Consider the following 22319-nt stretch of genomic DNA (forward strand, 5'->3'; position numbering starts at 1 on the left):
AGAATCTTTTTTGATTCTATAGTAAGTATAGACCAAGATATTCCTCCCTGCAACGATGATATTCATCATGACGGTGAGCTTCCCGACTTCTCTATTGCTTTACGATTGGATTTCGAGCGACTCGGCTATCCTACCATCTCCAGGAACGCTTGCTCCTCCATGGGTTTTGCGTAGTAAAATCCCTGTACACGCTCGATACCCACGCTCTTGACCATTTCCAACTGCTGTTCGGTTTCCACTCCTTCGGCGATAAGCACCTTGCCCAAGGTGTGCAGCATATCGACAAGCAAGGCAAGCATGGCAGGATCGGCCATGGCTGCATGGATGACGCTCTTATCGAATTTCACATAGGCGTACGGCAGGTCCATCAACGCCTTCAGGTTGGAATACCCCGTACCGAAATCGTCAAGGGCGAACTTGATGTCCCTAAGCGAGAGCTCAAGCATCACCTGTGAAACTTTTTCATATGAGCGGAGGGCCACCGATTCGGTGATCTCAAAGCCGATCTTTTTGGGGGCGATTTGCTCTTGCTCGATAATGGAGATCAATGAACCTGCAATATGGCTCGAATTGAAATCCTCGCCGCTCAAATTCACCGAAATGTACTCCAAAGCACACTCGCCCAGATTTTTCCTGACCAAGGTGCAGACTTTCGAGAGGAGAATCTTGGTAAGATGAACGATCAACCCCGATTGTTCGGCAAGGCTGATGAACTGGGAGGGAGGCAAAAACCCCAGATGTTCATCCTTGATCCTCATCAATGCTTCAGCCGAAACCATCCGGCCTGTTGCAACATCGTAGATGGGTTGATAGTGCACCATCACCTGCTCGGGATTGCGGATCGAGGATCGGAGTGCGGACAAGACGTTCATCCGACGTTGCTGGTCGAAAGCATCCTGCTTGGTAAAGATGAATACGGGCTGCTTGCGTACCGAAGTTATTTCGGAGAGCACCCGTTTGCGTGCCTGATCGTACTCTGCAAGCGTAGAAGCATGGCTTGGGATGTGCAGCACACCGAAGTTGACTTGTACGAACAGCAGCTCTCCCTCCACCTGCCAACCTTGGGTCATGCGCTGCCTGACCGCCTGAACCACCGAGCCGGCAAGCCTGCCGTCCTTCGATGGAAGACAAAGACAAAACCTGCTGCCTTCCAGTCGGAACGCCTCATTCGAAGCAGCCATGGTTTTCAGAAATGTACCAATCCCGACAAGCACTTGCTCGGCTGTCGGGGCTCCATGGAGCGAGCTGAAATACTCGAAGTTCTCGATATCCAAAAAGATGAGCGTATGAGGTGATTGAAAGCGGAAGATGCGGATGAGTTTACGCTGAAGCAATGCTTCGTTGGGAAGGCCGGAAAGACTGTCGAAGGTGACTGAGTCCCGTTGGCCTATCAAGTAGTACAACACCAGCATGAATGCATTAACCAGCATGAACATCAAGGGGGAATGGGTCGTCTGAAGCGATATCAAGGAGACTCCGAAGCACAAGGGCAACAGCAGGGAGATGAACAGAAACGACCCTTGGAGGTTCTTGCGATGGCCCAGGGTTGGCATGAGCATGGCAAAACAAAAGAACCAGGAGAGTGCAATGATATACGTGCTTCCAGAAGAAGGAAGCAGATGCACGAACGCCTGATTCAAAGGATAGAACTGTTGCCTGGGAACGTCCCGAAATGCAAGAACAGTCAAAACAGCGAGGGGAATGTCGTGGATCAGGGAGAGGATGCCAACTAATTTGGGATCATCCATCACATTGACTGCATTGAAGTGCATCCAGGCAGAGAGGAGAAATGGAATCGCCAGCGCATGCAAGGTCCAAACAAGCCGATGGATGAGAACCGGGTAGATTACAAGACCTTGTTGTGCTGATACCAGCAGCAACGTGAGGATGATGTACAACGAATAGGTGATGGTCAACTCCGAGAAGAACCTGCTTCCCCTATCCTTGCGTAAAAGCGGGAACCTGAGAACATCGATGAGAATCGAAAGCATCAGGATGCTCGAAAGCAGTGCGACTGTAACATAATGCATGAACCACCCCTGAGAGAAAGCTTGTATCTACAATGGTGGAATTATAACACAAACAAGCAAGAGTACAGCAGGAAAGGCATGGGGAACTACAAAGTCAACAGGTTCTATAGTATAGTCAATCCCATATGAGAAAGATTATCAGTATTGCGGTATGCATGCTCGCTTGCAGTATGGTGTTTGCTGCATCCTTTTCCTCGGTGGAAGGAAAGCTCTTCAACGACAAGTCATTCATCTTTCCCGATGATTTGCTTGAAGAGAGGTCTGTCATCATCGCCCTCACCCTCAGTTCATCCCGTAAGAACGGAGAGGAACAACAAAAGCACTTCATTGAGTGGCAGAAAAAGCTGAAAGAAACGTCATCAAAACTGAACTCAATTACCGTCTATCATATTTCGGTGATCGACGGGGCTCCCTTCTTTGTGCGGGGTGCAATCAGAAACGGCATTGCAAAGGAGTATGGCGACCTTGTAAAGGAGACACAGGGAGGGGTGCTCTACCTCTCCAAGTCCGAACGGTTCGCCTCCGATGCACGCATCCCCATCGATGGAGAGCCTACCCTCGTGGTGCTCTCAGCCACCGGTTCCATTGAGGGTTTTGTCAAAGGAGCGTACAGCTCCGACCGAATGCTCCAGCTTCAGTCTTTACTGGGTATGTGAGCTTGAGCTTCTAAAAGCGAGAGGGCGACTTTCTCATCCACCGGTCTGCTGATCAGGTAGCCCTGAATCTTGTCACAGCCGAATTTCCGTAAGTACTGCAGCTGTCTTTCATGCTCGATGCCTTCGGCTACGACACAGTGGCCGAGCTTGTGCGCAAGGCTTATGATGTCACCGGTTATTGCTTCTTCGTCGGTGAGTGTCATCAGTTTATCGATGAAAAACTTGTCGATCTTCAAACAGTTGATATTGAGCTCCCGTTCCCGGGCGAGGGAGGAATACCCGGTGCCGAAGTCATCGATTGCAATCTGGATACCCATGCTCTGCAGTTGTCCAAGAACCCTGTTGATGTCCTGATAGTTGGAAGCAAACACCGATTCGGTGATCTCGAGGCAGATGCAGCGGGGATCGACCTGCATCGCCTTGATCATCCGCAAAAGATTGGCGGTGAAATCATGTTTGAGCAGCTGGATGGCCGAGATGTTGATGGACATCACAATGTTGTGATACCCCTTGCCGTGCAAGGTGTTCAGAAACCTCAGAGCCTGTAGGATGATTGAATCACCGAGGGGGATGATGAGCTTGGTTTTCTCGGTGATCGGAATGAATTGCAAGGGGGATATGAGTCCGAGGGAGGAAATCTGAAGGCGTGCCAACGCCTCGAATCCGACAATCTTGTTGCTCGCAAGTTCAAAAATCGGTTGATAGTTGAGAAACAGCGAACCGCTTCCCTCACCGGCGGCGATGCGGCTGAGCTCTGCGGTTATCTCCTCCTCCCGGTAGAGCCGCTCCTCCATCTCAGTATCAAAGAAGCAATAGCTGGATTGTCCATGCAATTGCTGCAGAGCCTGCTCTGAAGCAACCAGGAGATTCCTGAGCAGTTGCTCCACATCCTTGGTGGCATCCCTGCCGATTTCAACAATGCCAATACCCCAATTGATACCCTCAATAATGAGAAAGGTCTCTAAAAGAGATGAGATTCTCTTACAGAAGTCTATCAAATCCTGTTTCTCACGGTAGTTTTTTACATAAAAGGAAAAGCGATACTCATGAGTTTTGCATAAGAGACACTGCTCGTTGCTGAGTACAAGCAAGGCAGTGGCAACCTTTTTAATGATCTCTTGTGTATACTGAAAACCGTAGGTCATGCTCGCCGTATGCAGGGCACTCAGATTGACTGCGACCACAGCCCGCTTCAAACAAGCATGCAGCTGGATATCCTCATGCAAGAGATTTTCCAAATGCCGGCGGTTGTATAGACTCGTCAACATGTCATGCTCGTTGTAAAACGTCAGTTCCTGTTCAACCTTCTTACGATCGGAGATATCGAGAATGATGCCCTCCAGCTCCTGTACTTCGCCTCTCTGGGTGTAGTATCCCTGCCCGGTCTCCCACACCCACACACGCTGTCCATCAGCTTTGATGATCTCATACTCATAAGTGAACGTCTGGTGCAAGGGCAACACACGTTCCCACTCCTCTCTGATGGCCTGCCTATAGGAAGGGACGATGAGCTCGTTGAAGCTGATGTCACGATTGCCCACCAAACTCGCCGGTTCATACCCGGTCAGATTCTTACAGCCGTCGGAAACGTAGAGCACCGTCCAATCAGGGTCGTACTTGGTACGGTAGGCAAGGCCCGGCAGATGGGAGAGCAACACAGACTTGCTGCGTTCGCTCTCGGCGAGCTGCTGCTCTGCCTGCTTGCGCTGTGATATGTCCTGCACCAGGCAGATATGGCTGTACGAGTGATTGCTCTGAATTTGCAAGGAAGCCACAACCATGGAAACCCATACCCAGGAACCATCGCTCTTGATATATCGTTTTTCCATCGAGTAGCTTTGGATTTCGCCTGCCTGGAGTCTTTTAAATTGTACGAGGTCCGCTTCAAGGTCGTCGGGATGCGTGATCGAGGCCCACCCGATTGTCTTCAGCTCCGCCCTGGTTCTTCCGGTTATCTCCTCAAACCGGGGGTTCACGCTGAACACCTCGTTTATGGTACCATCGAGCGGCCCGATGCCATGGGAGATGGTGATGCCGATGGGGGCCTGCCAGAAGATGGCGTTGAAGAGGGAGGACTGCTCGTTGAGCTGCTTGCAACGGTCCTTCTGCAGCACCTGCTGCACCTGATCCGATACACAAGCTCTGGTGAGCGGTGTGTGCAACACCGACTCACCCTCTCCTGTTTGGGATATCAGCATTACTGCGCAGCGGGGATCCTGTTCAAGGGTGTGGAGCAATAAAAGGGCGTCGAGAGTTTCAGAGGTCGCATCGATGATGATCAACACCAGATTGGAGAGATTTGCAACATACTCCAAGGCCTGCCTGCCGTCCTTGGCAAGAATGACATTATACACAGCAAGCGCAGCTTGTATGGTTGCCCAGTCATCCCGGGAAGACCCGACTACCAGTATGTTATCGCCCACGGTTGCTCTCCTTGCTTATGGTATGCAGTATACACGATGCCTGCCCCCGAGAGGAAACATTTTACCACTTGCATACAAGCACACCTGCTTGCCGCGTTATTCAATCGACGATCATCCAAGCCTTCTCTTGGGCAAGGGTACGCAATACGGTATCATCGCCTGGATTCCTGAGTACTCCAAACCGGGCCAACTGCAGCATCTCCCTATCCCCGATGCTGTTTCCAAATGCAAGCTGTGCAGCAAGAACACCAGCCTGAGCAAGGCGTTCGACTTTACCCGGGCCGTAGGGCAGCTCATGTCTTGTATCAGCCGCAATGGGGGTGATGCCTGAAAGTGCAAACATTTCGCAGAACGCAATCACCACCTGCAAGGGGCTTGCCGAGACAAGGAATACTGCCTTTTTAGCGTGAAGGCAGGCTTGCAGAAAAGCAAGCATGTGCTGCTCTTTCTTGACAAACAGACTGTGCTTTACGCCATCGAACAGAAAGGAACAACTATTGTCGCCAAAGGCTTCAAAGCAGCGGATGCAGGCGGACAGCACTTTAGCGTATGGAAGAGTCTGGACATAGTCGGCAGTGATTGCATAGGCCTCCTTCATAAGACCTTGCCTGACGGCACTGCTGTACGAACCGAGGATATGCTCCAAGCCTGTGCCTTTCGACTGTTCAAGCAAGGTGACATCGGAAGCGTTGATGGTCTGAGGCTCCTTGTGCAGCAGCTCGCATGCAAGCAGGACGAAAAACGAGGTCTCCCCCAAATCCCCGGCGAACAGCGTACCGTCCATATCAAACAGTGCCGGTCCCTCACCCTGATGACACAATTCCCATAGATCCTGCATTGCCTCTCCTCCCGATGCAGAGTATCGTTGCATACCTTGGCGCAGATTGCAACTTGCATGATTGGCTGTGATGGACTAGAGTACTACTTCATATGGGAACGCATACAAAACTCATGACCACCGGCTCCATCCAAAGGAATCTGCTCTCGTTTGCGATACCCATATTCCTGGGCAATCTTTTTCAACAACTCTACCACACCGCCGACTCCCTGGTCGTAGGGAATTTCGTCGGCAAAGAGTCGCTGGCGGCCATCTCCTCCATCGGGTCACTGACCATGCTGTTGATCGGACTCTTTCAGGGCATCTTCGTTGGGGCAGGGGTCGTCATCTCCAAAGCCTTTGGGGAAGGCGATGAGGCTGCAGTGCAAAAAGCTGTCCATACCACCGTCGCCCTCGGGCTTTCCGGCGGTGTACTTCTAACGCTGCTCGGGTATTTTTTTGCCCCGGTCATGCTTGTCTGGATGCAGACGCCGCCCAGTGTTTTCGACGACGCAGAGCTCTACATACGCATCTATTTTCTAGGGATCAGCACCCTCATTCTCTACAATACCGCCAGCGGCATCCTGCAGGCCGTCGGAGACAGCCGACACCCACTGTACTTCCTCATCATCGCCTCGGTCATCAACATCGTCCTGGATTTGGTCTTCGTCGCAGTATTTCAGATGGGGATTGCAGGAACCGCCTATGCTACGATCATCGCCCAGGCGGTGAGTGCCATCCTGAGTTTCCGCCTGCTTATCACCACGAATGACATCATCAAGGTACGCTTGTGGCATGTTCGTTTCCACAAAGGGTATCTCGGCCCCATCCTCAGACTTGGCATTCCCTCGGGAATCCAGAACTCGGTGACAAGCTTCGCCAATGTCATCCTTCAGTCCTCGATCAATCTCTTCGGCCCTTCCGCCATGGCTGGCAACGGGGCGTTCATGCGCATCCAAGGCTTTGCATTCATCCCCATCACCGCTTTCGCCCTCGCACTAACCACCTTCACCGGCCAGAACCTGGGAGCCGGAGAGTATGAGCGGGTACGCAAGGGAGCCCGCTTCGGGGTGATTTTTGCCATGGTGCTGGCCGAAACCATCGGCTTGTTGATGTACTTCGGCTCCGAACCCTTGATCGCCCTGTTCAGCCGCGATCCGGAGGTCCTGTCCTTTGGAGTACAGAAGTCCCACATCGCCAGCCTGTTTCTTTGGTCACTCGCCCTCAGCCATGCGATGACCGGCATCTTCCGGGGGGCGGGCAGGTCCATCGTCCCGATGAGCGTCATGCTCGCAATCTGGTGCATTTTCCGCATTATCTTCATTCAGGTGGGGCTCTCCATCGTCATGGACATCCGCGTTGTGTACTGGGCCTACCCGGTCACGTGGACGATCAGCGCGGTAATCTTCGTCATCTACTATTTTTCGGTCGACTGGATGCGCCAAACCAAGTAAACTGGAACCACCGATAGGAGGTTCTCATGGATACGACTACCTTCACCCTCTCAAAAATACGATGCATCCCCATGGTCAAGCTGTACACACAGAGCCAGGCTCCAAAGCTCATCCAAGCCCTCAAGGACAGCGGGGTCAGGGCCGTCAATGTCAGCCAACAGGGAGGCGACGGGCCGGCTCTCCTCAAGATCCTGTCAAAGGAGGAGACTCTCTTGGTAGGAGCGGGCAATGTGCAGACCTATGAACAAGCAGAGCGGGCGATTCATGCAGGGGCGGCATTTATCTTCTCCCCCCTCTTTGACGAGCGCATGATCGAGCTGTGCCACAACCGCTGTGTTCCCATCTATCCGGTCACCACCCAGGCAAATCTGGCTGTGTTGCATCAGTTGAAGGTCCTTGGCTGCTATCCGGTGGAAGAGCTGGGAGGGCTTTCCTTCATCGACAGGATGGCCGCCGAAGGCGACTTCTCCTTCTTTGTCGCCGGACATATCGATGAGTCGATGATGAACCACTATCTGAACCACCCTCACGTGCTGGGCATGACCGGCAGTTGGATGTTCAAGGACGCTGATAATTGGAAGGCTGTCACCGATGCTCTGATCCGTACGAAACAGTATTGGCTTTCATAAGAGCATCGATGGTTTTTGGTGTATAGAGCGTAAAACCCTGCTCCCTGAGCAGGTTTGCAAATACGCCTTCTCCTTCGATCAAGGTACCGCTGAAGGTTCCATCATATACGCATGTCGAGCCGCAGGATGGGCTGCGTTCCATGAGCAGCGCAATACTGCATCCTTGAGCTCGAGCAAGAGCCAAAGCCTTGCGTGATCCTTCCACAAAGGGCTCGGTCAGATCCAAGCCTTCCTTTGTCAGCACCCGCCTGTTCACCAATTCCGCACAGCTACGCGGGGTGGGAAGGCCTCCAAGCTGCTCGGGGCACAAGGCGATGAGCTCAAAAACCTCATCCAACGCATTCAAACAGGAAAGCAGGGCCGAACTGCCGTCATACCGGCAGCATCTGCCGGCAAGACATGCGCTGATTACAAGCGGGAGCTTCTTCATATCGAAAGCATAGCACACTGTGATATGCTGTTGCCATGGATGGATACGATACCCTGATTGAGACATTGAATCGGTTTGAGAGAAGCCTTGATTCCGCCACCCCCATTACCACGGTCGCCGAGTTGGCTCAAACCAGCGGCTACAGTGCTCACCACTTTTCCAGGCTCTTCTATTCTCATACAGCGCTTCACCTGAAGGAGTACCTGCAAGGCAGGCTTCTGACCAGCCTGATGATGGAAGCTGCGCGTTGCGACATCAGCTTTGCTGTTCTTGCCTCCCGCTACGGGTTTCGTGACTACGAAACATTCTACCGTGCCTGCAAAAACCGCTGGAACAAGAATCCCTCCCGGATGCGGGAGAGGGGACTCGGCGATGAGGAGAAACAAGAGCGCATCCATCCTCGACGAAAAGAAACGTCCTGCATCCTGGCAGGAGAGCTTGTTCATAAGGAAGCCTTCACGCTTTGTGGTCTGAACTTCTTTCTAGGGCCTGAAACGAAAACATTCCACACCATTTGGGCACAGTTCGGCCGTTACGAGCATCTGATCAGGCATGCTCTACAAGAGGGGACGACCTATCAATACAGCGCTTGGACCAACGAGGAACTGCCGGGCATGAGTGTGCTTTGTGCAAAATCTGTGAACCAAGGCTGGACAGGAGAGGAACTCTTCACCGTTCGAAGAGTTCCTGCAGCCTCGTACATACGATTCATCCACTCAGAAGATGTAACGCGTATAAGGGACGCGTATCAGTACATCTACGGTACCTATTTTGCCCAAAGTCCCCTGCATCCTCTGGGCAACTGGGAGTTCCAACGGTATCCGAAGGGACAATCGGTGATCGAAATCTACATTCCCGTCAGAACAGAAACTCCTCTTCCCAACTGAAGTGCTCGCTGTCCTCGATCCATTGCGGCCAATGGGCACACCAAACCGGAGTCTTGTATTCACGAACCCGGTCCTCGCTGCCGTGGTACGGCTTGATGTCCAGCACCGGCGTTCCATCTTCTGCATCGATGTATCCAAGCTGTAGAATACCCTGCTCCTCATCAACATCCACTACGCAGGCTGTACTGATGCACAGTGAGTTGGGTCGGTAGGGAGAACGGGTTGCGAAAACCCCGATCTGTTCAGGCCCCTTGGCATACGGCTTGGGGATGACGGTAAAGGCCGAACCGGCATTGCCCGCTTGGTCGGCAAACCAGACAACTTGTACATGACCAAAGCCTGCAAGGCCCTTCAAGCCATGCTTGTAGGGAGCCTGGAGTACAATCCGACACCCATCGCGCTGCTCGACGTTACCAATTACGGTACAGGAAATTTCCATAGTTGATCCTCCTGATCTGAGCATGAACTGCCTTGTGGGGGAAAACCATGACAAAACCGGAGAGGCAGATGACAAAAATTGCTTTATCTACAGGCCCAATTCCAGCAATTTGCGTCCTATTGCCTCAACGGTGGTTTCGATCAAGTACTCCCCGTATGCGGCTGTGGAAAGACGTGGATCTTCGCCCTTCACCCCCAGCGGCCATGCTCCGGAGGAATCCTCGATGCGACTGAGGTCCACCAAATCAGGATGAAGGGCCATCATGACCGATGTCTCATTTCGGCCTGCGTGGTCCTGCTGGGTCACAAAGGATTGTGCATCAAAGTCATTGATCGATGAGAGGAGGATGATGTCATACTGTTTCTCCCATTGCCCGGCCATGTGGGCCCAGGCTTTGCGTGAGGGCCCATGCCCGTCGGCTAAGAGACAGATGAATCCAGCCCGTTTCGCCTGAACCACGAGCGCCTCGAGCATCATCAGAAACAAGCCGTTCGAAACCCAGTAGCAACTCCCCTCAAGCCTTTGGTGGGGCTTGGTTGCATCGCTATAGTCCATGCCTATCAGATTTGTGCCCTCAGGCCCGGCCTCAATACGGTCCGGTCCGAGGTAGAGAGGAGGAAACACGATTCCCCCGAATCGTTGCGCTGCACGGGTGAAGATACCGTCAGCCTGCAGGGCGTCGGCTCCCAATACATTGTGGAGCCCGTGCCATTCAAGCGTCCCCAAGGGTATGTAGCCCACCGGGTGCTCTTTCAACCGTTTGGTGAACGAGGGAACACTCAACCTGGCATAGTGTACACACTCATCCATCCGAGGGCCTCCGTTTCATCGCCTCCTTGTTGCGATACATGGCATTGTCTGCAGCAACATAGGTATTGAACAAATTTCCGATGCACGACTCACACCAGGAGGTGCCCGATGCCAACGAGAGTTTGATCGTTCTTGTCGTATTTGACAGCTGAATCTGTACGTCCAAAAGCACAAGCGCGCGCTCGATTTCCTTATCGTCGATTTTCGTGCTGACAACGGCGAACTCATCGCCTCCGACCCGATAGACCTTGCCCAACCCCCTGAAACACCGCTCGATCAGAGAACCGGCATGCACCAACAGCTCATCTCCGGCCTTATGCCCATAGGTATCATTTGCTTTCTTCAGATAGTTGACGTCAAGCACTACGATTGCTGCTGCATCCCTGCTGCCATGCTGCAAGTCCAGGATATCATGCATGAACATGGTTCGGTTTCTGAGACCGGTCAAGGTGTCGATCGAATAGCGTTGTTCCAGGAAGAAGAGGTAGAAGAGCAGAAGAGAGAGGGCGACGCTCGGCCAGAGGGTAAGCACCCAAGGATACAGCATCTGGACTATAAAGCCCAAAATAGGGGTGGTGAGGATGCAGATCAGCAGCAATCGATCGGAATTATTGTAACGCGGCAACGACTTTACAAGGTACAGAATGCTCAAGCCATAGTAGAAAAGCGTAATGGAGGTGGAGACAAAAAAGAATGGGCCGCGCCGGTAGATATTCTGTTCGTCAACAAAGAAGGCCCACCCCGTCCAATAGCTCGCCAGGCTGAACATCGCATTGAGAATGAGAGGCAGCACCATAACGGGGCTAAGTTTCCGTACTCTGTAGTACCCGATGAAATGCAGTAAAAAGAAGCAGACCACCGGTGAGAGGGAGAAGCCCAACACATTGGTAGCCCTATGGAAAAATATCTGGCCGGCCACTCCCACATCATCCACCTGATAGGCGAACAACTCGGTTCCGAGTAATACGAGCAACGAGAATGCAGAGAGAATGTACCACCGGTTTCGGGGATTGGTCTGTACGCTTCTGCTGGCCAAGGCTATGGCGAAGAACATCATAACAACGGAAAGCATGTCCAGTTCCAACGTCGCTTGCATATCGTTACCCTTGCTTCGTATGATGACACAGCCATTTGCCTTTGCCTAGGGGAAAGGTTGCCACAGCGGCTTCTCTTGCGTACTATAGCCCTATGCATCCACCCCTTCCTCAGTATCCGGCCATGTTGCACGCTCTGTACTTGCAGCACCTGCTGACAACAAGAAAAGCCATTGATTTCGATTCAGAGTCCGCTTACTCCACCGACCGGCTCTTCGAAAGCGGTGGCGGCCTTATGTTCGGTGTGCTCACAGCGTGCGACCAAGCGGGAAACGAGGTGCTGCTCAAAGCCTTTTCAGGAAGCCTGGGGGGAAGGCGCAACCTACCCCACTGGGCCCCCCATGTAGTCAACGACCAGGACTACGATGTGTATATGAAGCAGTACGACCAGAACATCAAGAAGCTCGCAGGAAGGGCACAGCAGGCCACCCTCTCCCAGAAAGCCCTTTCCCACTACTACAGCCTCTACAACCTGGCGGCCATCGACGGTACCCGGATTCCTCTCACCTCATGTTTTTCTACTCCCAACATCCCTACCGGCAGCGGGGATTGTTGTGCGATAAAACTGCTTCATGAAGCGTTTTCCCGAGGTCTGCAACCGATCAGCATGGCCGAATTCTTTTTCGGCAATAGTTCCAACCGCACACATTCGGCCTTCTACGGCCCCTGTGACGAGAAATGCAAACCCATATTGCAGCACATGCTGGGCCTCGACATTGTCTATCGGGACGAGCACATTGCAGTGGTCAACAAACAAGCCGGGCTGCTCTCGGTCCCCGGCCGGACGGAGGACAAGGCCGATTCAGTGGAGACAAGAATCCGCCGCCTCTTTCCCGACGCCCCGCTTCAGTGTGCAACCCATCGCCTCGATATGGACACCTCCGGCCTGTTGGTGGTTGCCCTGAACAAGCAGGCACACCGCAGGATGCACCAGCTGTTCCGCGACCAACAGGTAAAGAAGTGCTACACAGCCCTGTTGGAAGGTGTATTGAAAGTGGAAAGCGGGACCATCACCCTGCCTTTCCGTGCCGACATCACCAATCGACCGCATCAAATCTATGATGAGGTTCATGGCAAATGGGGAACCACGGTCTATAAACGCCTGCGGGTGGAACGTACTGCCGATGACAGGTTGGTCACCCGTGTCCAGTTTGAACCCAAGACGGGAAGAACCCATCAACTCAGGCTCCACAGCTCCCATCCAAAGGGTCTGGGCCTTCCTATCGTCGGAGACCGGCTGTACGGCAGCGGGATGCAGGACCGGCTCTACCTGCATGCACAGATGATCAAGTTCGCGCATCCTGCAACCGGAATACTGATGACCTTCAGCACCGAAACACCTTTTTAAGCAGCACATACTTCTTACTTCGTACTTTCTTGACCACCAATGTTGGTGTATAGTAGATGGACAGGGGGCACTACATGCGGAGAAAGAACAATGCCATTTACATCGATCTGGAGAACATCCCTTCCGGTCTCGATCTGAAGATGCTCTTCGAGGAGCTTACACTCAAGCACAATGACAGCCCCGAGGAAGAGAACATCTTCGTCATCAAGATGGCTTGCGGAAATTCCAAGTCAATCAAGAAACTCGAGAAACAGCTGGCCGAGTATAATTTCACCATCCGCGACACCCCGTCGATCACCACCAATTACAAGAATCGGGCCGACCTGATCATCAGTCTTGAAGCATTGGAGACCATCATCATCAACACTCCGGTGATCGACCGGTATGTCTTCATCACCAGCGACAGTGATTTCACTGTCATTATGGAAGCACTGAGGAAATATGGGAAGGAAGTCTATCTGGTGACCAAGGAGGCGGTGAGCGACAAACCTATTTTCAACAACTGCTGTGATGAAATCCTGATCATCGAAACATTCATGCCCAAACCCAAGGCCGAAGAGCCGAAGGGAGCCGAGAAGGACAAGGCCAAAAAGGTTGAGAAACCCGACGCCGCCCATACCAAGAAAATGGACATTCTGGTCGAGGACTTGATGAGAAAGGTTGTTGAATCCTTCGACCCTGATGCCTGGCAACTGGTCAGCTATGCAGGGGTAAAGTTTCATCAGATGGATAAGAGCCGGATGATCGAGCGCAGCAGTTATCGCAGCCTCGGCAACTTGTTGTCCAAACTGGAGCAGGAACGCTTCATCGAACGAAAGCTCAATGAGAAGGGACATCCGGAGATTCGCAAGGCATCTCAAGCAAACCATGCATAGGAAGGTATAATGCTGGACTTCTCTGCTGAACATCGCATGCAACGGATTTTGTTGTTACTGGTCGTAGTCATGCTCTGCATGGCCTGTTTCCTCGACTCGTTTCTGCCCATACCCGCGTTGGACAATGAACCGACCACCGAATGGGAAGGCCCTTGGACAATCTACGAAGGGGAAACAGCCATTGCAAAAGACGTCAAGCTTCCCTACTCCATTGAAGGCCCCTTATTGGGAAAGACCTTCACCGCTGCCTACCGTCTACCCGCCTCGTTTCCCAACCACAATACCGCCATCGCAGTCAATACCAGCATGAGCAGCCTTATCGTCTCGGTCGACGGGACCAGCATCTATCGGTTCGAGGGACCCAAGCAAGGTTGGGCGCGCCCGGTTTTCGGGGGCTCGACACCCCATTTCATCCGCCTTGATGATGCCTATCAGGGCAAAACCCTTTCTCTGACGTTCGAATACACCTCCAACAACGCATTTGCCGGCTATATCCACGAAGTACGTGCCGGCAGCAAGGCATCCCTCATCCTTACAGAATTCAAAGAGTGGCCGTCGTTGTTCTTCGGCTTCTCACTACTGTTGTTGGGAACACTCATCGCCCTCTTCTCGTTTGCAATCCAGACCAAGGAGGAGCAAAAGAGCTTCTTCTACCTGGCCATGATTCTGCTCGCCCTCGGCGGGTGGGTGTTCAGTCAGACTCCGAGCAAGTTCCTGCTCTGGCGCAACCCTGTCCTTCCGTTGAATTTCAGTTTTGCCGCCCTGTACACGCTCCCGACCTTCCTGACCAATTATGTCATCCATTCCTATCCGGTACATCGAAGAATCAAGCACTTCAAGCGCATCTCGATGCTCTTTTTGCTGATGTACATCATCGGAGGCCTGCTGCAGATGACGGGTATAGCTCAGTATACCGACCTCCTTCTCTATTCGGGCTTGGCCCTGGCCCTCTTCTTGATTGCACTGTTCACCAACCTCGGGTGTGAGTATATAAAAGGAAACAGCCGGCTCAGCTCCTTTTTGCTCGCCTTCTCCTGCCTGCTTGCATCCATTCTCGCCGAAGTCGTTCTGCTTGCAATGAACATTCAGCTCGACAGTGCAGTCCTCCTGCACTTCGGCATGGCCCTTTCGGCAGTCATTCTCTTTTGGCACAGCATCACCCTTGTCAGACAGAAAACACAGCAGCTGAGTAAAGAACAACTTTTACAGCAGATCGCCTACACCGATGCACTGACCGGGGTAGGAAACAGGGCTTCCTACGACATGGAAGTGGAGCGGATCTGCAACGCAGGGAAATTAGAGGTGCTTGGGATTCTGATGATGGATGTCAACAATCTCAAACAGATCAACGATGCACAGGGCCATAAGGCCGGAGACAATGTACTGCGGGACTTCGGCCAACGACTCTCACGGTTGTTGCCGGCCTCGGCAAGCCTGTATCGTTACGGAGGCGATGAGTTCATAGCGCTCATTCCAAAAGTCGATGAGGACCAGATTGCCAAGCTTGCCGATACGGTGCTTGACTTCTTCAGCTCATCGGGCAAAGTCGACTACGATGTTGCCGTAGGCTATGCTGTGTACATACCCAAGAAGAAGGAGAAGTTTGCACAGGTAGTCAGCCGAGCCGATGCAGCCATGTATCGATGCAAGAGTGCGATGAAGGCAAAGAAGGTGTGATTCTTGACCTGCTCGAACTATTTCGGCACCCTTAGCACAGGAGAATTGTATGAAAAGATTCCTTGCTGTTTCCCTGATTCTGCTTGCATGCTCGGTTTCGTTGTCTGCAAATACCACCCTTGCAGGAACGTCGGGATATATTGTCGTCCCCAGCGCTGAGGTAACACCCAGCACCAATGCAAGTGCGGTCACCACCGCCTACAGTGCCACATTCGGCACCAGCGGTGCTCTCCATATACCCGCCCTTCAATTGGCTTTCAAGGACACGTTTGAGACGAGTCTTGCCGTTGACATCGCCGATAATACCGACTTGTTGCTCAATGCAAAGTGGCGGTTCAGCAAAAAGGGAACCACCAGTCTTGCTGCCGGATTGCTTGGACAATGGAGCGGGGTGTCTGATACCAACCAGATATCGACGCAGCTGTACCTTGTCTCCACCTTCGACAGTTCCATCATGGACCATCCATCCAAGACCACGCTCTTGGTGGGGTACTCACTGATGAAGGGCATGAACAGCGACATCAACTTCGCCCTCGCCTTCCAGACTCCGCTTTTGGAGAAAACCTTCAAGGGGAAGGTCGACTTCCTCATGGATTTCGGCAATGTAAGCTACAGTGCAACCCCATCGGCCGGCAATGCCGACATCCGGGGGTTGGTCAATGTAGGAATACGGCTGCTGCCCATCGAGTTTCTCAAGTCGACCTTCATCTCAGTGGACATCCGTGCCTTGGATCTCTTCGACCATCAGGGAAGAGCCCTGAGTCTGGGCGCTTCCATCTCCTTCAGGCCGTAGTACTACTCGATCTCCACCACCTTGATCATGTTGGTCTTGCCCGAGCTGCCCACCGGCACCCCGGCGGTGATCACCACAGACTGTCCTCTCTCCACCAACTTGTGCTCTTTCAGGTACCAGGGTGCATAGGCCAACAGATGGTCCACTGAATCCTGAGGCTCGATGAGTATGGGGGTGACACCCCAGGAGAGGGCAAGGTATTGCACGACCTCCTTCAGGGGGGAGAAGGCGATGATGGGCACCGAGGGACGGAATTTGGCGATCAGGCGGGCCGTTGATCCGGATTGGGTGAAACAGGCGATGTAGGAGGCTCCTATAGAGAGGGCGAGTTCACGTGTAGCGAGACCCACCGCCTCGGTCTTGGATTGCTTGCGGTGCGGATCGAGGGTGCTGATCTGATTGAATACCTGCCTGCGGAAGGCACTGCTGCGCTCGGCCAGACTTGCAATACGAGCCATGGTGGTCACCGCCTGAAGCGGATACTCCCCTGCCGCAGTCTCCCCGCTGAGCATGACCGCACTGGTGCCGTCGAGCACGGCATTGGCAACGTCATTTGTCTCGGCTCGGGTGGGCCGGGGGTTGTGCATCATCGACTCAAGCATCTGCGTGGCGGTAATCACCGGAATACCGGCATCGATGCAGCTGCGGATGATGGATTTCTGAATCAGGGGAACCTCTTCGGCTGGAACCTCCACCCCCAGATCCCCACGGGCGATCATGATGACACTGGACTCACCGATGATATCGGCAAGGTTCTCCACAGCTTCGGGTTTCTCGATTTTGCTGATGATGGGAATGGTCCTGCCGTACACAGCTTTCATATGAGCCTTCAAGGCTCTCACATCATCGCCGCTGCGGACAAAGGAAAGGGCTACATAATCGAGGTTGTTGGCAAAGGCGAAGGCAAGGTCCGCTTCATCCTTCTTGGTGAAGGAACTGAGATGCTTCAGCGGGACTTGAGGTAGGTTCACTCCTTTTCGGGGCAGCAAGGTTCCTTCCTCCAGCATCCTGCAATGGATGTCCCGGCCCTCGATACTCTCCACAACCAGGCTTACCAGACCATCGTTGATGAGAATTCGCTGACCGATGAGTATCTCTTCGTGCAGGTTCGGATAGTCGATGCTGATACGCCGGCGGTTTCCCACACAGACTTCGGTGGTGATGATCAGCTTCTCGTCCTTCTTCAGGGTATAGGAGGGATCCTCCAGGCTGCCCAGTCGAATTTTCGGCCCCTGCAGGTCCATGAGGATTGTGACGGGAAAACCCAGCTCCTCGCTTGCTTTGCGTACGTTGTCGTGACGCTTCTGTTGCTCCTCGTGCGAGCCGTGGCTGAAATTCAGCCTTATGACCCTGCAACCTGCCTCAAGGATGGTCTTGATCATCTCATAGCTCTCACTGGCCGGACCGAGTGTTGCGACAATCTTGGTATAGTTCATAGTGTTCCCCCTATGGCAATCATCATGGATGGACCGGCTTTTGTAAAGCGGGTATTACCTATCGGGTGATAGTGTCTCACCCGCAAAGGTGAGGCAATATGCTCTGCTCAGGCGATTGCAGACATGCTTGAAACGGCTACAGTGATGATATGGAACACCAACGAAGTCGCGACGCATTGATCGTCATAGCCTGCCTGCTTCTCTCTTCTCTCAGTCTGCTTGGAATCGGAAGATTAAAAATCGATTCCTCGACCGATGCCTTCATTCCCACCAAGGCTCCAGTCGTGGAGACGAACAACCGGATCGAAGAGCAGTTCGGCTCCCTCGATGCCCTCGTTGTAAGCCTGTATGACGAAAAGGGCATTCTCAGTGGAGAAAACCTTGCACTCATAGCCTCTCTCACCGATGAGATAGGAAAACTGGAGGGGGTCAAGCAGGCCAGCTCGATCACCAACTTGAAGCATCTGGAGCCTGCACCCGATGGGGTGGAAGTGGTTTCACTGTATGAAGGGAACGTAGAAGCGCTTGAGACCCATATTGCAAGCTGGCCGGGTTTCTACGAGGGAACCTTTCTCAGTGAGGACCGGACAAGCGCCTCGATCCTCATCCAGACACAGCTCGATTACAACCAGGCAGCGCTGCTCGGCTCGCTGCGCGCCATCCTCGCCCCCCTCTCTGGTTTGGAGTCTTCCATCCTGGGGCTTCCTGTGGTTACCGAGCAGATTCGAATAAGCCTGCTCGCCGATCTCGCTTTTTTGGTCCCGATTGTTGCGGCCTTGATCATGCTTGTTCTTTATCTCTTCCTTAGAAGTTTCAAGGCAACCCTTCTGTGCCTTGTTCCTCTGGTTTTCAGCAGCTCGCTGGCTTTGGGAATCATGAGTATCACCGGCATCACCTTCACCATGGCCACCATGCTGGTACCCGTATTGCTGCTTATCGTCGGCAGCGCCTACACCATCCATATTTTCAGCCACTTCTTTGAGGAGTATGAGAGCCTGGGAGTAGAAAACGCCTTGAAGAAAGTGGTCAAGAAAAACACCTCTCCCATTCTTAGCGCAGCTGCTACGACCGCCTTCGGCTTTCTCGCCCAGCTCTCCAGCCCGTTGTTGCCGTTTCGCACCTTCGGTTTGCTCAGTTTCATAGGAGTGGTGGTCTGCGCCGCAAGTTCTCTGATCCTGCTGCCGGCCCTGATACGTCTGGTCTACAAGGAACCTATTCACAAGCAAGTACGAAAGAGAGCAGCAAGGGGCCTGTGGGTTGCGATGGGGAACACCCTCTCCAACCACTACGGGAAAGTCATACTGTTTGCCTCCCTGCTGCTTTTGGTAATCATCCTGCCGCTCTCCTACAGCAAGCTTGAAGAGGGAACGAACATCCTTGCCTTCTTCAAGAAAGGCTCGGACCTGGTCCAGGATACCCGATCATACAATCAGCGCATGCAGGGGAGCTTCTCACTCTCGGTCATGGTCAAACCCTCCGAAGAGGTGCTGCTGCCAAGCACCCTCACCATCGTTGAGAAGGCAATTTCAACCTTGGAAGGAGAAAACCATGTAGGAGGGGTGCAGTCCATCCTGCCGTTTGTGAAGCGGATGAATGAGCTGCTCGGCCCGGGAGATGGAGAGAGTACCGTACAATCCGACGAACCGGAGCTCGTTTTTGATTTTTTCACAGACCTGTCCGATGAACAGGCCGGCGGGCAAGCGTACGAGCCGTTACGTGAACAAGCGGGGGGAATGGGAAGCTATGAGATTCCTCTCGACCCCTCCCGTTATGGGCTTGAGACAGAAGACCAGTTGGCCGCCCTCATCGCCCAATACCTGTTGCTGTACAGTTCATCGCTGGACACCTTCATCAACGACCCGCTTGAGCCCGATGCCATGCTCATAACCATTCTTCTCAAGGATTCCGATACACGGACGCTGCGAAACCTCACCTCCCTGATCCCCACCCTCTTTCCTGAAGATTGGTCGGTGGAGATCGGCGGCGGGGAAGCGGTAAGCCTTGCACTCACCGATTTGGTGACCAAAAGCCAGGTCATCTCCCTCTTCAGTTCACTTCTTGCAGTGTGGCTCTTGGTTCTCTTGACCTTCAAGTCGGCAAAGCTAGCCACGCTCAGCCTCATTCCCTGCCTCTTCGCCCTTACCTCGGTATTCGGTGTCATGGTCATTTTCCATATCAAGTTGGACATTATTACCAGCCTGCTTGCAGCACTGTGCATCGGAGTCGGAGTGGATTATGCCATTCACTTGATTTCGGCATTCCAACGCAACGATCAGAGCGTAACCGAAGTCATGCAGACAACGGGCAAGGCGATCATGGCGAATGCAGCCTCGGTTGCCTTGGGGTTCTCGGGCCTGCTCTTCAGTCGCTTCGTTCCCATTGCCAACATGGGTCTGCTCTTCTCCATCGCCATGATCAGTGCCGCACTTTCCGCCCTGCTGATTCTTGGAGCGATAAAACTACATTACAGCTCTCTTATTACCAGGAGGCCTTCATGAAACGAATGTTCACCAGCCTTATCCTTGTCCTGTTCACCTGCAGCCTTGTCTTGGCGGCCGTACCGGCCGGCTACGTGATGGCCAAGGTAATGGAGATCCAGAGTTCCGATACATCCGCACTCGATCTCAGACTCACCCTTATCGAACCCAACGGTCAGATGCGTGAACGAAGGATTCAAACCCTCAGCCAAACCAAGGAGGGATTGACATCTTCGCTGACAGTCTTTCTCTCCCCTGAAAATGTGCGAAACACACGGTTTCTCTCCATCGAGCAGCAAGGGGGGAGGACCGAACAGTGGATCTATCTGCCTGCCTTGAAGCGAAGCCGGCGCATAGGCTCATCAGAGGAGGGAGGCTCGTTCATGGGCAGTGACTTCTCATATTCGGACATGGCCTCGACCACCTATGACGAAAAGGAGGCAGACCATCTGCTGCTGGATGAGGATGCAACAAGCTGGCGCATCCAATCCACTCCCTTTGCGCAAAAGACCTATGGGAAAACCATTACGGTAGTCGAAAAAGCGACGTACCTTCCTTTGCGGGTCGAATTCTACGACCTCGATGGAAAAACCCTGGTAAAAACCTTGGTCACCGAAGAGACCGATACCGTCGAGGGAAAACCCATCACTAAAATCCTGACGATGAAAACAGAGGCCAGCGGCCATGCCACACGCCTTGAGATGCTGCAGACCCGCTTCGACATCCCCCTCAGCAGTGGATATTTCACCTTGAAATTCTTGGAAACCGGGAGGCTCTAATGAAACGCATACTCCTTATACTCGCATTCAGTCTTCTCTTGCCGGCGCTGTACAGCTTCGACCTGTTCTTGGAGGAGCAGCCAAGCAGAATCACCACCTTTACGGTAAAAGCCGGTGGAGGACTCTATCGGGACGAGCAGTTTCTTACTGACTCGAAGCTCTCCTTCGCCGCCGAGCAGAACGGTCAGCGTTACCGTTCAGTCGCCCAACTCTCATACGATGTGCTGGAAAACCGGTTGGAGGCGGACGAACTCTCGATCTCCCTCTTTGCGCGGAATCTGACGATCAAGGGGGGCCTGTTCACCCACCCGTGGGGAAGCGCTTCCACCTCCCATGTAGTCGATGTGCTCTCCTCCCGTGACCTCAGAGACGGCTTTGTGGACGACCTTGAGGCGATGAAACGCCCATCTGCGATGCTGCTTGCATCCTCATACTTCAAGAACAGTTCGCTGGACCTGGCTTTCAAGCCGGGCTTCTCACCCTCCTATTTGGTCACCGAAGGCCGATACAGCCTCGTTCCTACGGCCTTTGGAAGTGCAACCATCACCGAGCCGGACACCTCAAACCTTGGCTCATGGGAAGCCGGCGGCCGGTATCGCACCTCCCTTGGAAACCTGGATATGGGCCTGTTGTACTTCAATGGACATCACTCGGATCCTGGATTCACCATTACAGCATTCGATTCAGTAACATTTTTGCCAACTTCTTTGAACTTGACCTATACCCGCTACCAACTCTTCGGCATGGAAGGCAGCCTGCTCTTCGACCCATTCACCCTTGCCCTTGAAGGAGGCTTCTTTCTCAGCGAAGACAAGGATGGAACTGACAGCAGTCTCTACAACAGCAGGTTCGCCTATCTTGCAGAGCTTTCCTATACTCACCCGGCAAGCTCGGCCTTCCTGGCCCTCGCCTATCAGGGCAGGTATATATTGGACTACAGCAGCGCAAACCCCGTTGATGTGGATTATCTGGCCTCCTACGATGGCAAGGCGTATGAGAACACCCTCTTGATGGTCGTGGAGTATCCGTTCATGCAACAACGGCTCACAGCCAGGGCCGCTGTCACCTACAACATCGAGAGCGAAGGGTATGCCGTCCTCACTTCTCTTTCCTATGCGCTTGAGGATAACCTGAGTGTATTTCTCAAGGGTACGGTGTATGGGGCTGCCGGCACCAAGAGCAGTCTGTACAAGAGTTGGGATGACAATGATTCGCTGCAGGTCGGCATGAAGGCATGGTTCTAGAGCGCCGGGTGTGATAGGATT

General features: G+C 53.1%; 19 protein-coding genes. 11 read left to right on the plus strand and 8 right to left on the minus strand.

The features are described from left to right. Positions 1 to 125: 125 nt before the first annotated feature. Positions 126 to 2030, minus strand: a complete 1905-nt coding sequence (locus MUG09_RS14710) for a GGDEF domain-containing phosphodiesterase (protein ID WP_244772196.1) — start codon at positions 2028 to 2030, stop codon at positions 126 to 128. Positions 2031 to 2155: 125 nt separating this feature from the next. On the opposite strand from MUG09_RS14710, the gene MUG09_RS14715 reads away from it, so the two are divergent. Continuing rightward, positions 2156 to 2686, plus strand: coding sequence for a hypothetical protein (locus MUG09_RS14715; protein WP_244772197.1), 531 nt, complete (start codon positions 2156 to 2158; stop codon positions 2684 to 2686). Here MUG09_RS14715 and MUG09_RS14720 read toward each other — a convergent pair. Both MUG09_RS14720 and MUG09_RS14725 read right to left on the minus strand, forming a co-directional pair. Beyond that, positions 2665 to 5109: a GGDEF domain-containing phosphodiesterase gene (locus MUG09_RS14720; protein WP_244772198.1), complete on the minus strand. Its 2445-nt coding sequence runs from the start codon at positions 5107 to 5109 to the stop codon at positions 2665 to 2667. The genes MUG09_RS14715 and MUG09_RS14720 overlap by 22 nt on opposite strands. Before the next feature lie 100 nt (positions 5110 to 5209). Further along, positions 5210 to 5947 (minus strand): haloacid dehalogenase-like hydrolase, encoded by a 738-nt coding sequence (locus tag MUG09_RS14725; RefSeq protein WP_244772199.1) that lies wholly within the window; start codon positions 5945 to 5947, stop codon positions 5210 to 5212. Positions 5948 to 6039: 92 nt separating this feature from the next. Between MUG09_RS14725 and MUG09_RS14730 the strand changes: the two genes are divergently transcribed. Continuing rightward, positions 6040 to 7380: an MATE family efflux transporter gene (locus MUG09_RS14730; protein WP_244772200.1), complete on the plus strand. Its 1341-nt coding sequence runs from the start codon at positions 6040 to 6042 to the stop codon at positions 7378 to 7380. Between the two features lie 26 nt (positions 7381 to 7406). Further along, complete coding sequence (locus tag MUG09_RS14735) at positions 7407 to 8009, plus strand: hypothetical protein (RefSeq protein WP_244772201.1); 603 nt, start codon at positions 7407 to 7409, stop codon at positions 8007 to 8009. Here the strand turns inward: MUG09_RS14735 and MUG09_RS14740 are convergent. After that, positions 7966 to 8439, minus strand: coding sequence for a 2-thiouracil desulfurase family protein (locus MUG09_RS14740; RefSeq protein ID WP_244772202.1), 474 nt, complete (start codon positions 8437 to 8439; stop codon positions 7966 to 7968). The genes MUG09_RS14735 and MUG09_RS14740 overlap by 44 nt on opposite strands. Positions 8440 to 8474: 35 nt before the next feature. Between MUG09_RS14740 and MUG09_RS14745 the strand changes: the two genes are divergently transcribed. After that, complete coding sequence (locus tag MUG09_RS14745; RefSeq protein ID WP_244772203.1) at positions 8475 to 9326, plus strand: effector binding domain-containing protein; 852 nt, start codon at positions 8475 to 8477, stop codon at positions 9324 to 9326. On the opposite strand, the gene MUG09_RS14750 is transcribed toward MUG09_RS14745, so the two are convergent. The 3 genes from MUG09_RS14750 to MUG09_RS14760 all read right to left on the minus strand — a co-directional run bounded on the left by MUG09_RS14750 (position 9298) and on the right by MUG09_RS14760 (position 11671). After that, positions 9298 to 9765 (minus strand): TrmO family methyltransferase domain-containing protein, encoded by a 468-nt coding sequence (locus MUG09_RS14750; RefSeq protein WP_244772204.1) that lies wholly within the window; start codon positions 9763 to 9765, stop codon positions 9298 to 9300. The two genes, MUG09_RS14745 and MUG09_RS14750, sit on opposite strands and share 29 nt — an antisense overlap. An 87-nt stretch (positions 9766 to 9852) precedes the next feature. Then, positions 9853 to 10575, minus strand: a complete 723-nt coding sequence (locus tag MUG09_RS14755; RefSeq protein WP_244772205.1) for a creatininase family protein — start codon at positions 10573 to 10575, stop codon at positions 9853 to 9855. Continuing rightward, positions 10568 to 11671 (minus strand): GGDEF domain-containing protein, encoded by a 1104-nt coding sequence (locus MUG09_RS14760; protein WP_244772206.1) that lies wholly within the window; start codon positions 11669 to 11671, stop codon positions 10568 to 10570. The genes MUG09_RS14755 and MUG09_RS14760 overlap by 8 nt, the downstream gene beginning before the upstream one ends. A 92-nt stretch (positions 11672 to 11763) precedes the next feature. Between MUG09_RS14760 and MUG09_RS14765 the strand changes: the two genes are divergently transcribed. The 4 genes from MUG09_RS14765 (at position 11764) to MUG09_RS14780 (ending at position 16362) form a co-directional block, all read left to right on the plus strand. Further along, the gene (locus MUG09_RS14765) at positions 11764 to 13017 is read left to right on the plus strand and encodes an RluA family pseudouridine synthase (protein WP_244772207.1); all 1254 of its coding nucleotides are present in this window, start codon (positions 11764 to 11766) and stop codon (positions 13015 to 13017) included. 74 nt (positions 13018 to 13091) lie between these two features. Further along, complete coding sequence (locus tag MUG09_RS14770; protein ID WP_244772208.1) at positions 13092 to 13892, plus strand: NYN domain-containing protein; 801 nt, start codon at positions 13092 to 13094, stop codon at positions 13890 to 13892. A gap of 9 nt (positions 13893 to 13901) precedes the next feature. Further along, the gene (locus MUG09_RS14775; protein ID WP_244772209.1) at positions 13902 to 15569 is read left to right on the plus strand and encodes a GGDEF domain-containing protein; all 1668 of its coding nucleotides are present in this window, start codon (positions 13902 to 13904) and stop codon (positions 15567 to 15569) included. A 49-nt stretch (positions 15570 to 15618) separates the two neighbouring features. Continuing rightward, positions 15619 to 16362 carry a hypothetical protein gene (locus MUG09_RS14780; RefSeq protein ID WP_244772210.1) on the plus strand — a complete coding sequence of 248 codons (744 nt, stop codon included), beginning with the start codon at positions 15619 to 15621 and terminating at the stop codon, positions 16360 to 16362. Between the two features lie 2 nt (positions 16363 to 16364). On the opposite strand, the gene pyk is transcribed toward MUG09_RS14780, so the two are convergent. Next, complete coding sequence (gene pyk, locus MUG09_RS14785) at positions 16365 to 17798, minus strand: pyruvate kinase (RefSeq protein ID WP_244772211.1); 1434 nt, start codon at positions 17796 to 17798, stop codon at positions 16365 to 16367. A gap of 149 nt (positions 17799 to 17947) precedes the next feature. On the opposite strand from pyk, the gene MUG09_RS14790 reads away from it, so the two are divergent. From MUG09_RS14790 to MUG09_RS14800, 3 genes are read left to right on the plus strand one after another with little or no spacing between them, the layout of a single operon-like run. Continuing rightward, complete coding sequence (locus tag MUG09_RS14790) at positions 17948 to 20296, plus strand: efflux RND transporter permease subunit (protein WP_244772212.1); 2349 nt, start codon at positions 17948 to 17950, stop codon at positions 20294 to 20296. After that, complete coding sequence (locus MUG09_RS14795) at positions 20293 to 21054, plus strand: outer membrane lipoprotein-sorting protein (RefSeq protein ID WP_244772213.1); 762 nt, start codon at positions 20293 to 20295, stop codon at positions 21052 to 21054. Before MUG09_RS14790 ends, MUG09_RS14795 begins: the two co-directional genes overlap by 4 nt. Continuing rightward, on the plus strand, positions 21054 to 22298 hold the full coding sequence (locus tag MUG09_RS14800; protein WP_244772214.1) for a hypothetical protein: 1245 nt from the start codon (positions 21054 to 21056) through the stop codon (positions 22296 to 22298). The genes MUG09_RS14795 and MUG09_RS14800 overlap by 1 nt, the downstream gene beginning before the upstream one ends. Positions 22299 to 22319 lie beyond the last annotated feature (21 nt).

Source organism: Sphaerochaeta associata (assembly GCF_022869165.1).
In the GTDB taxonomy this organism is placed as follows: domain Bacteria; phylum Spirochaetota; class Spirochaetia; order Sphaerochaetales; family Sphaerochaetaceae; genus Sphaerochaeta; species Sphaerochaeta associata.

Excerpts from the sequence above, each read along its gene's own strand:
- MUG09_RS14730 (WP_244772200.1), top strand. The coding sequence starts at position 6,040 with ATGGGAACGCATACAAAACTCATGACCACCGGCTCCATCCAAAGGAAT.
- pyk (WP_244772211.1), bottom strand. The coding sequence starts at position 17,798 with ATGAACTATACCAAGATTGTCGCAACACTCGGTCCGGCCAGTGAGAGC.
- MUG09_RS14795 (WP_244772213.1), top strand. The coding sequence starts at position 20,293 with ATGAAACGAATGTTCACCAGCCTTATCCTTGTCCTGTTCACCTGCAGC.
- MUG09_RS14710 (WP_244772196.1), bottom strand. The coding sequence starts at position 2,030 with ATGCATTATGTTACAGTCGCACTGCTTTCGAGCATCCTGATGCTTTCG.
- MUG09_RS14750 (WP_244772204.1), bottom strand. The coding sequence starts at position 9,765 with ATGGAAATTTCCTGTACCGTAATTGGTAACGTCGAGCAGCGCGATGGG.
- MUG09_RS14765 (WP_244772207.1), top strand. The coding sequence starts at position 11,764 with ATGCATCCACCCCTTCCTCAGTATCCGGCCATGTTGCACGCTCTGTAC.
- MUG09_RS14735 (WP_244772201.1), top strand. The coding sequence starts at position 7,407 with ATGGATACGACTACCTTCACCCTCTCAAAAATACGATGCATCCCCATG.
- MUG09_RS14755 (WP_244772205.1), bottom strand. The coding sequence starts at position 10,575 with ATGGATGAGTGTGTACACTATGCCAGGTTGAGTGTTCCCTCGTTCACC.
- MUG09_RS14715 (WP_244772197.1), top strand. The coding sequence starts at position 2,156 with ATGAGAAAGATTATCAGTATTGCGGTATGCATGCTCGCTTGCAGTATG.
- MUG09_RS14745 (WP_244772203.1), top strand. The coding sequence starts at position 8,475 with ATGGATGGATACGATACCCTGATTGAGACATTGAATCGGTTTGAGAGA.
- MUG09_RS14760 (WP_244772206.1), bottom strand. The coding sequence starts at position 11,671 with ATGCAAGCGACGTTGGAACTGGACATGCTTTCCGTTGTTATGATGTTC.
- MUG09_RS14780 (WP_244772210.1), top strand. The coding sequence starts at position 15,619 with ATGAAAAGATTCCTTGCTGTTTCCCTGATTCTGCTTGCATGCTCGGTT.
- MUG09_RS14800 (WP_244772214.1), top strand. The coding sequence starts at position 21,054 with ATGAAACGCATACTCCTTATACTCGCATTCAGTCTTCTCTTGCCGGCG.
- MUG09_RS14770 (WP_244772208.1), top strand. The coding sequence starts at position 13,092 with ATGCGGAGAAAGAACAATGCCATTTACATCGATCTGGAGAACATCCCT.
- MUG09_RS14740 (WP_244772202.1), bottom strand. The coding sequence starts at position 8,439 with ATGAAGAAGCTCCCGCTTGTAATCAGCGCATGTCTTGCCGGCAGATGC.
- MUG09_RS14725 (WP_244772199.1), bottom strand. The coding sequence starts at position 5,947 with ATGCAGGATCTATGGGAATTGTGTCATCAGGGTGAGGGACCGGCACTG.
- MUG09_RS14790 (WP_244772212.1), top strand. The coding sequence starts at position 17,948 with ATGGAACACCAACGAAGTCGCGACGCATTGATCGTCATAGCCTGCCTG.
- MUG09_RS14775 (WP_244772209.1), top strand. The coding sequence starts at position 13,902 with ATGCTGGACTTCTCTGCTGAACATCGCATGCAACGGATTTTGTTGTTA.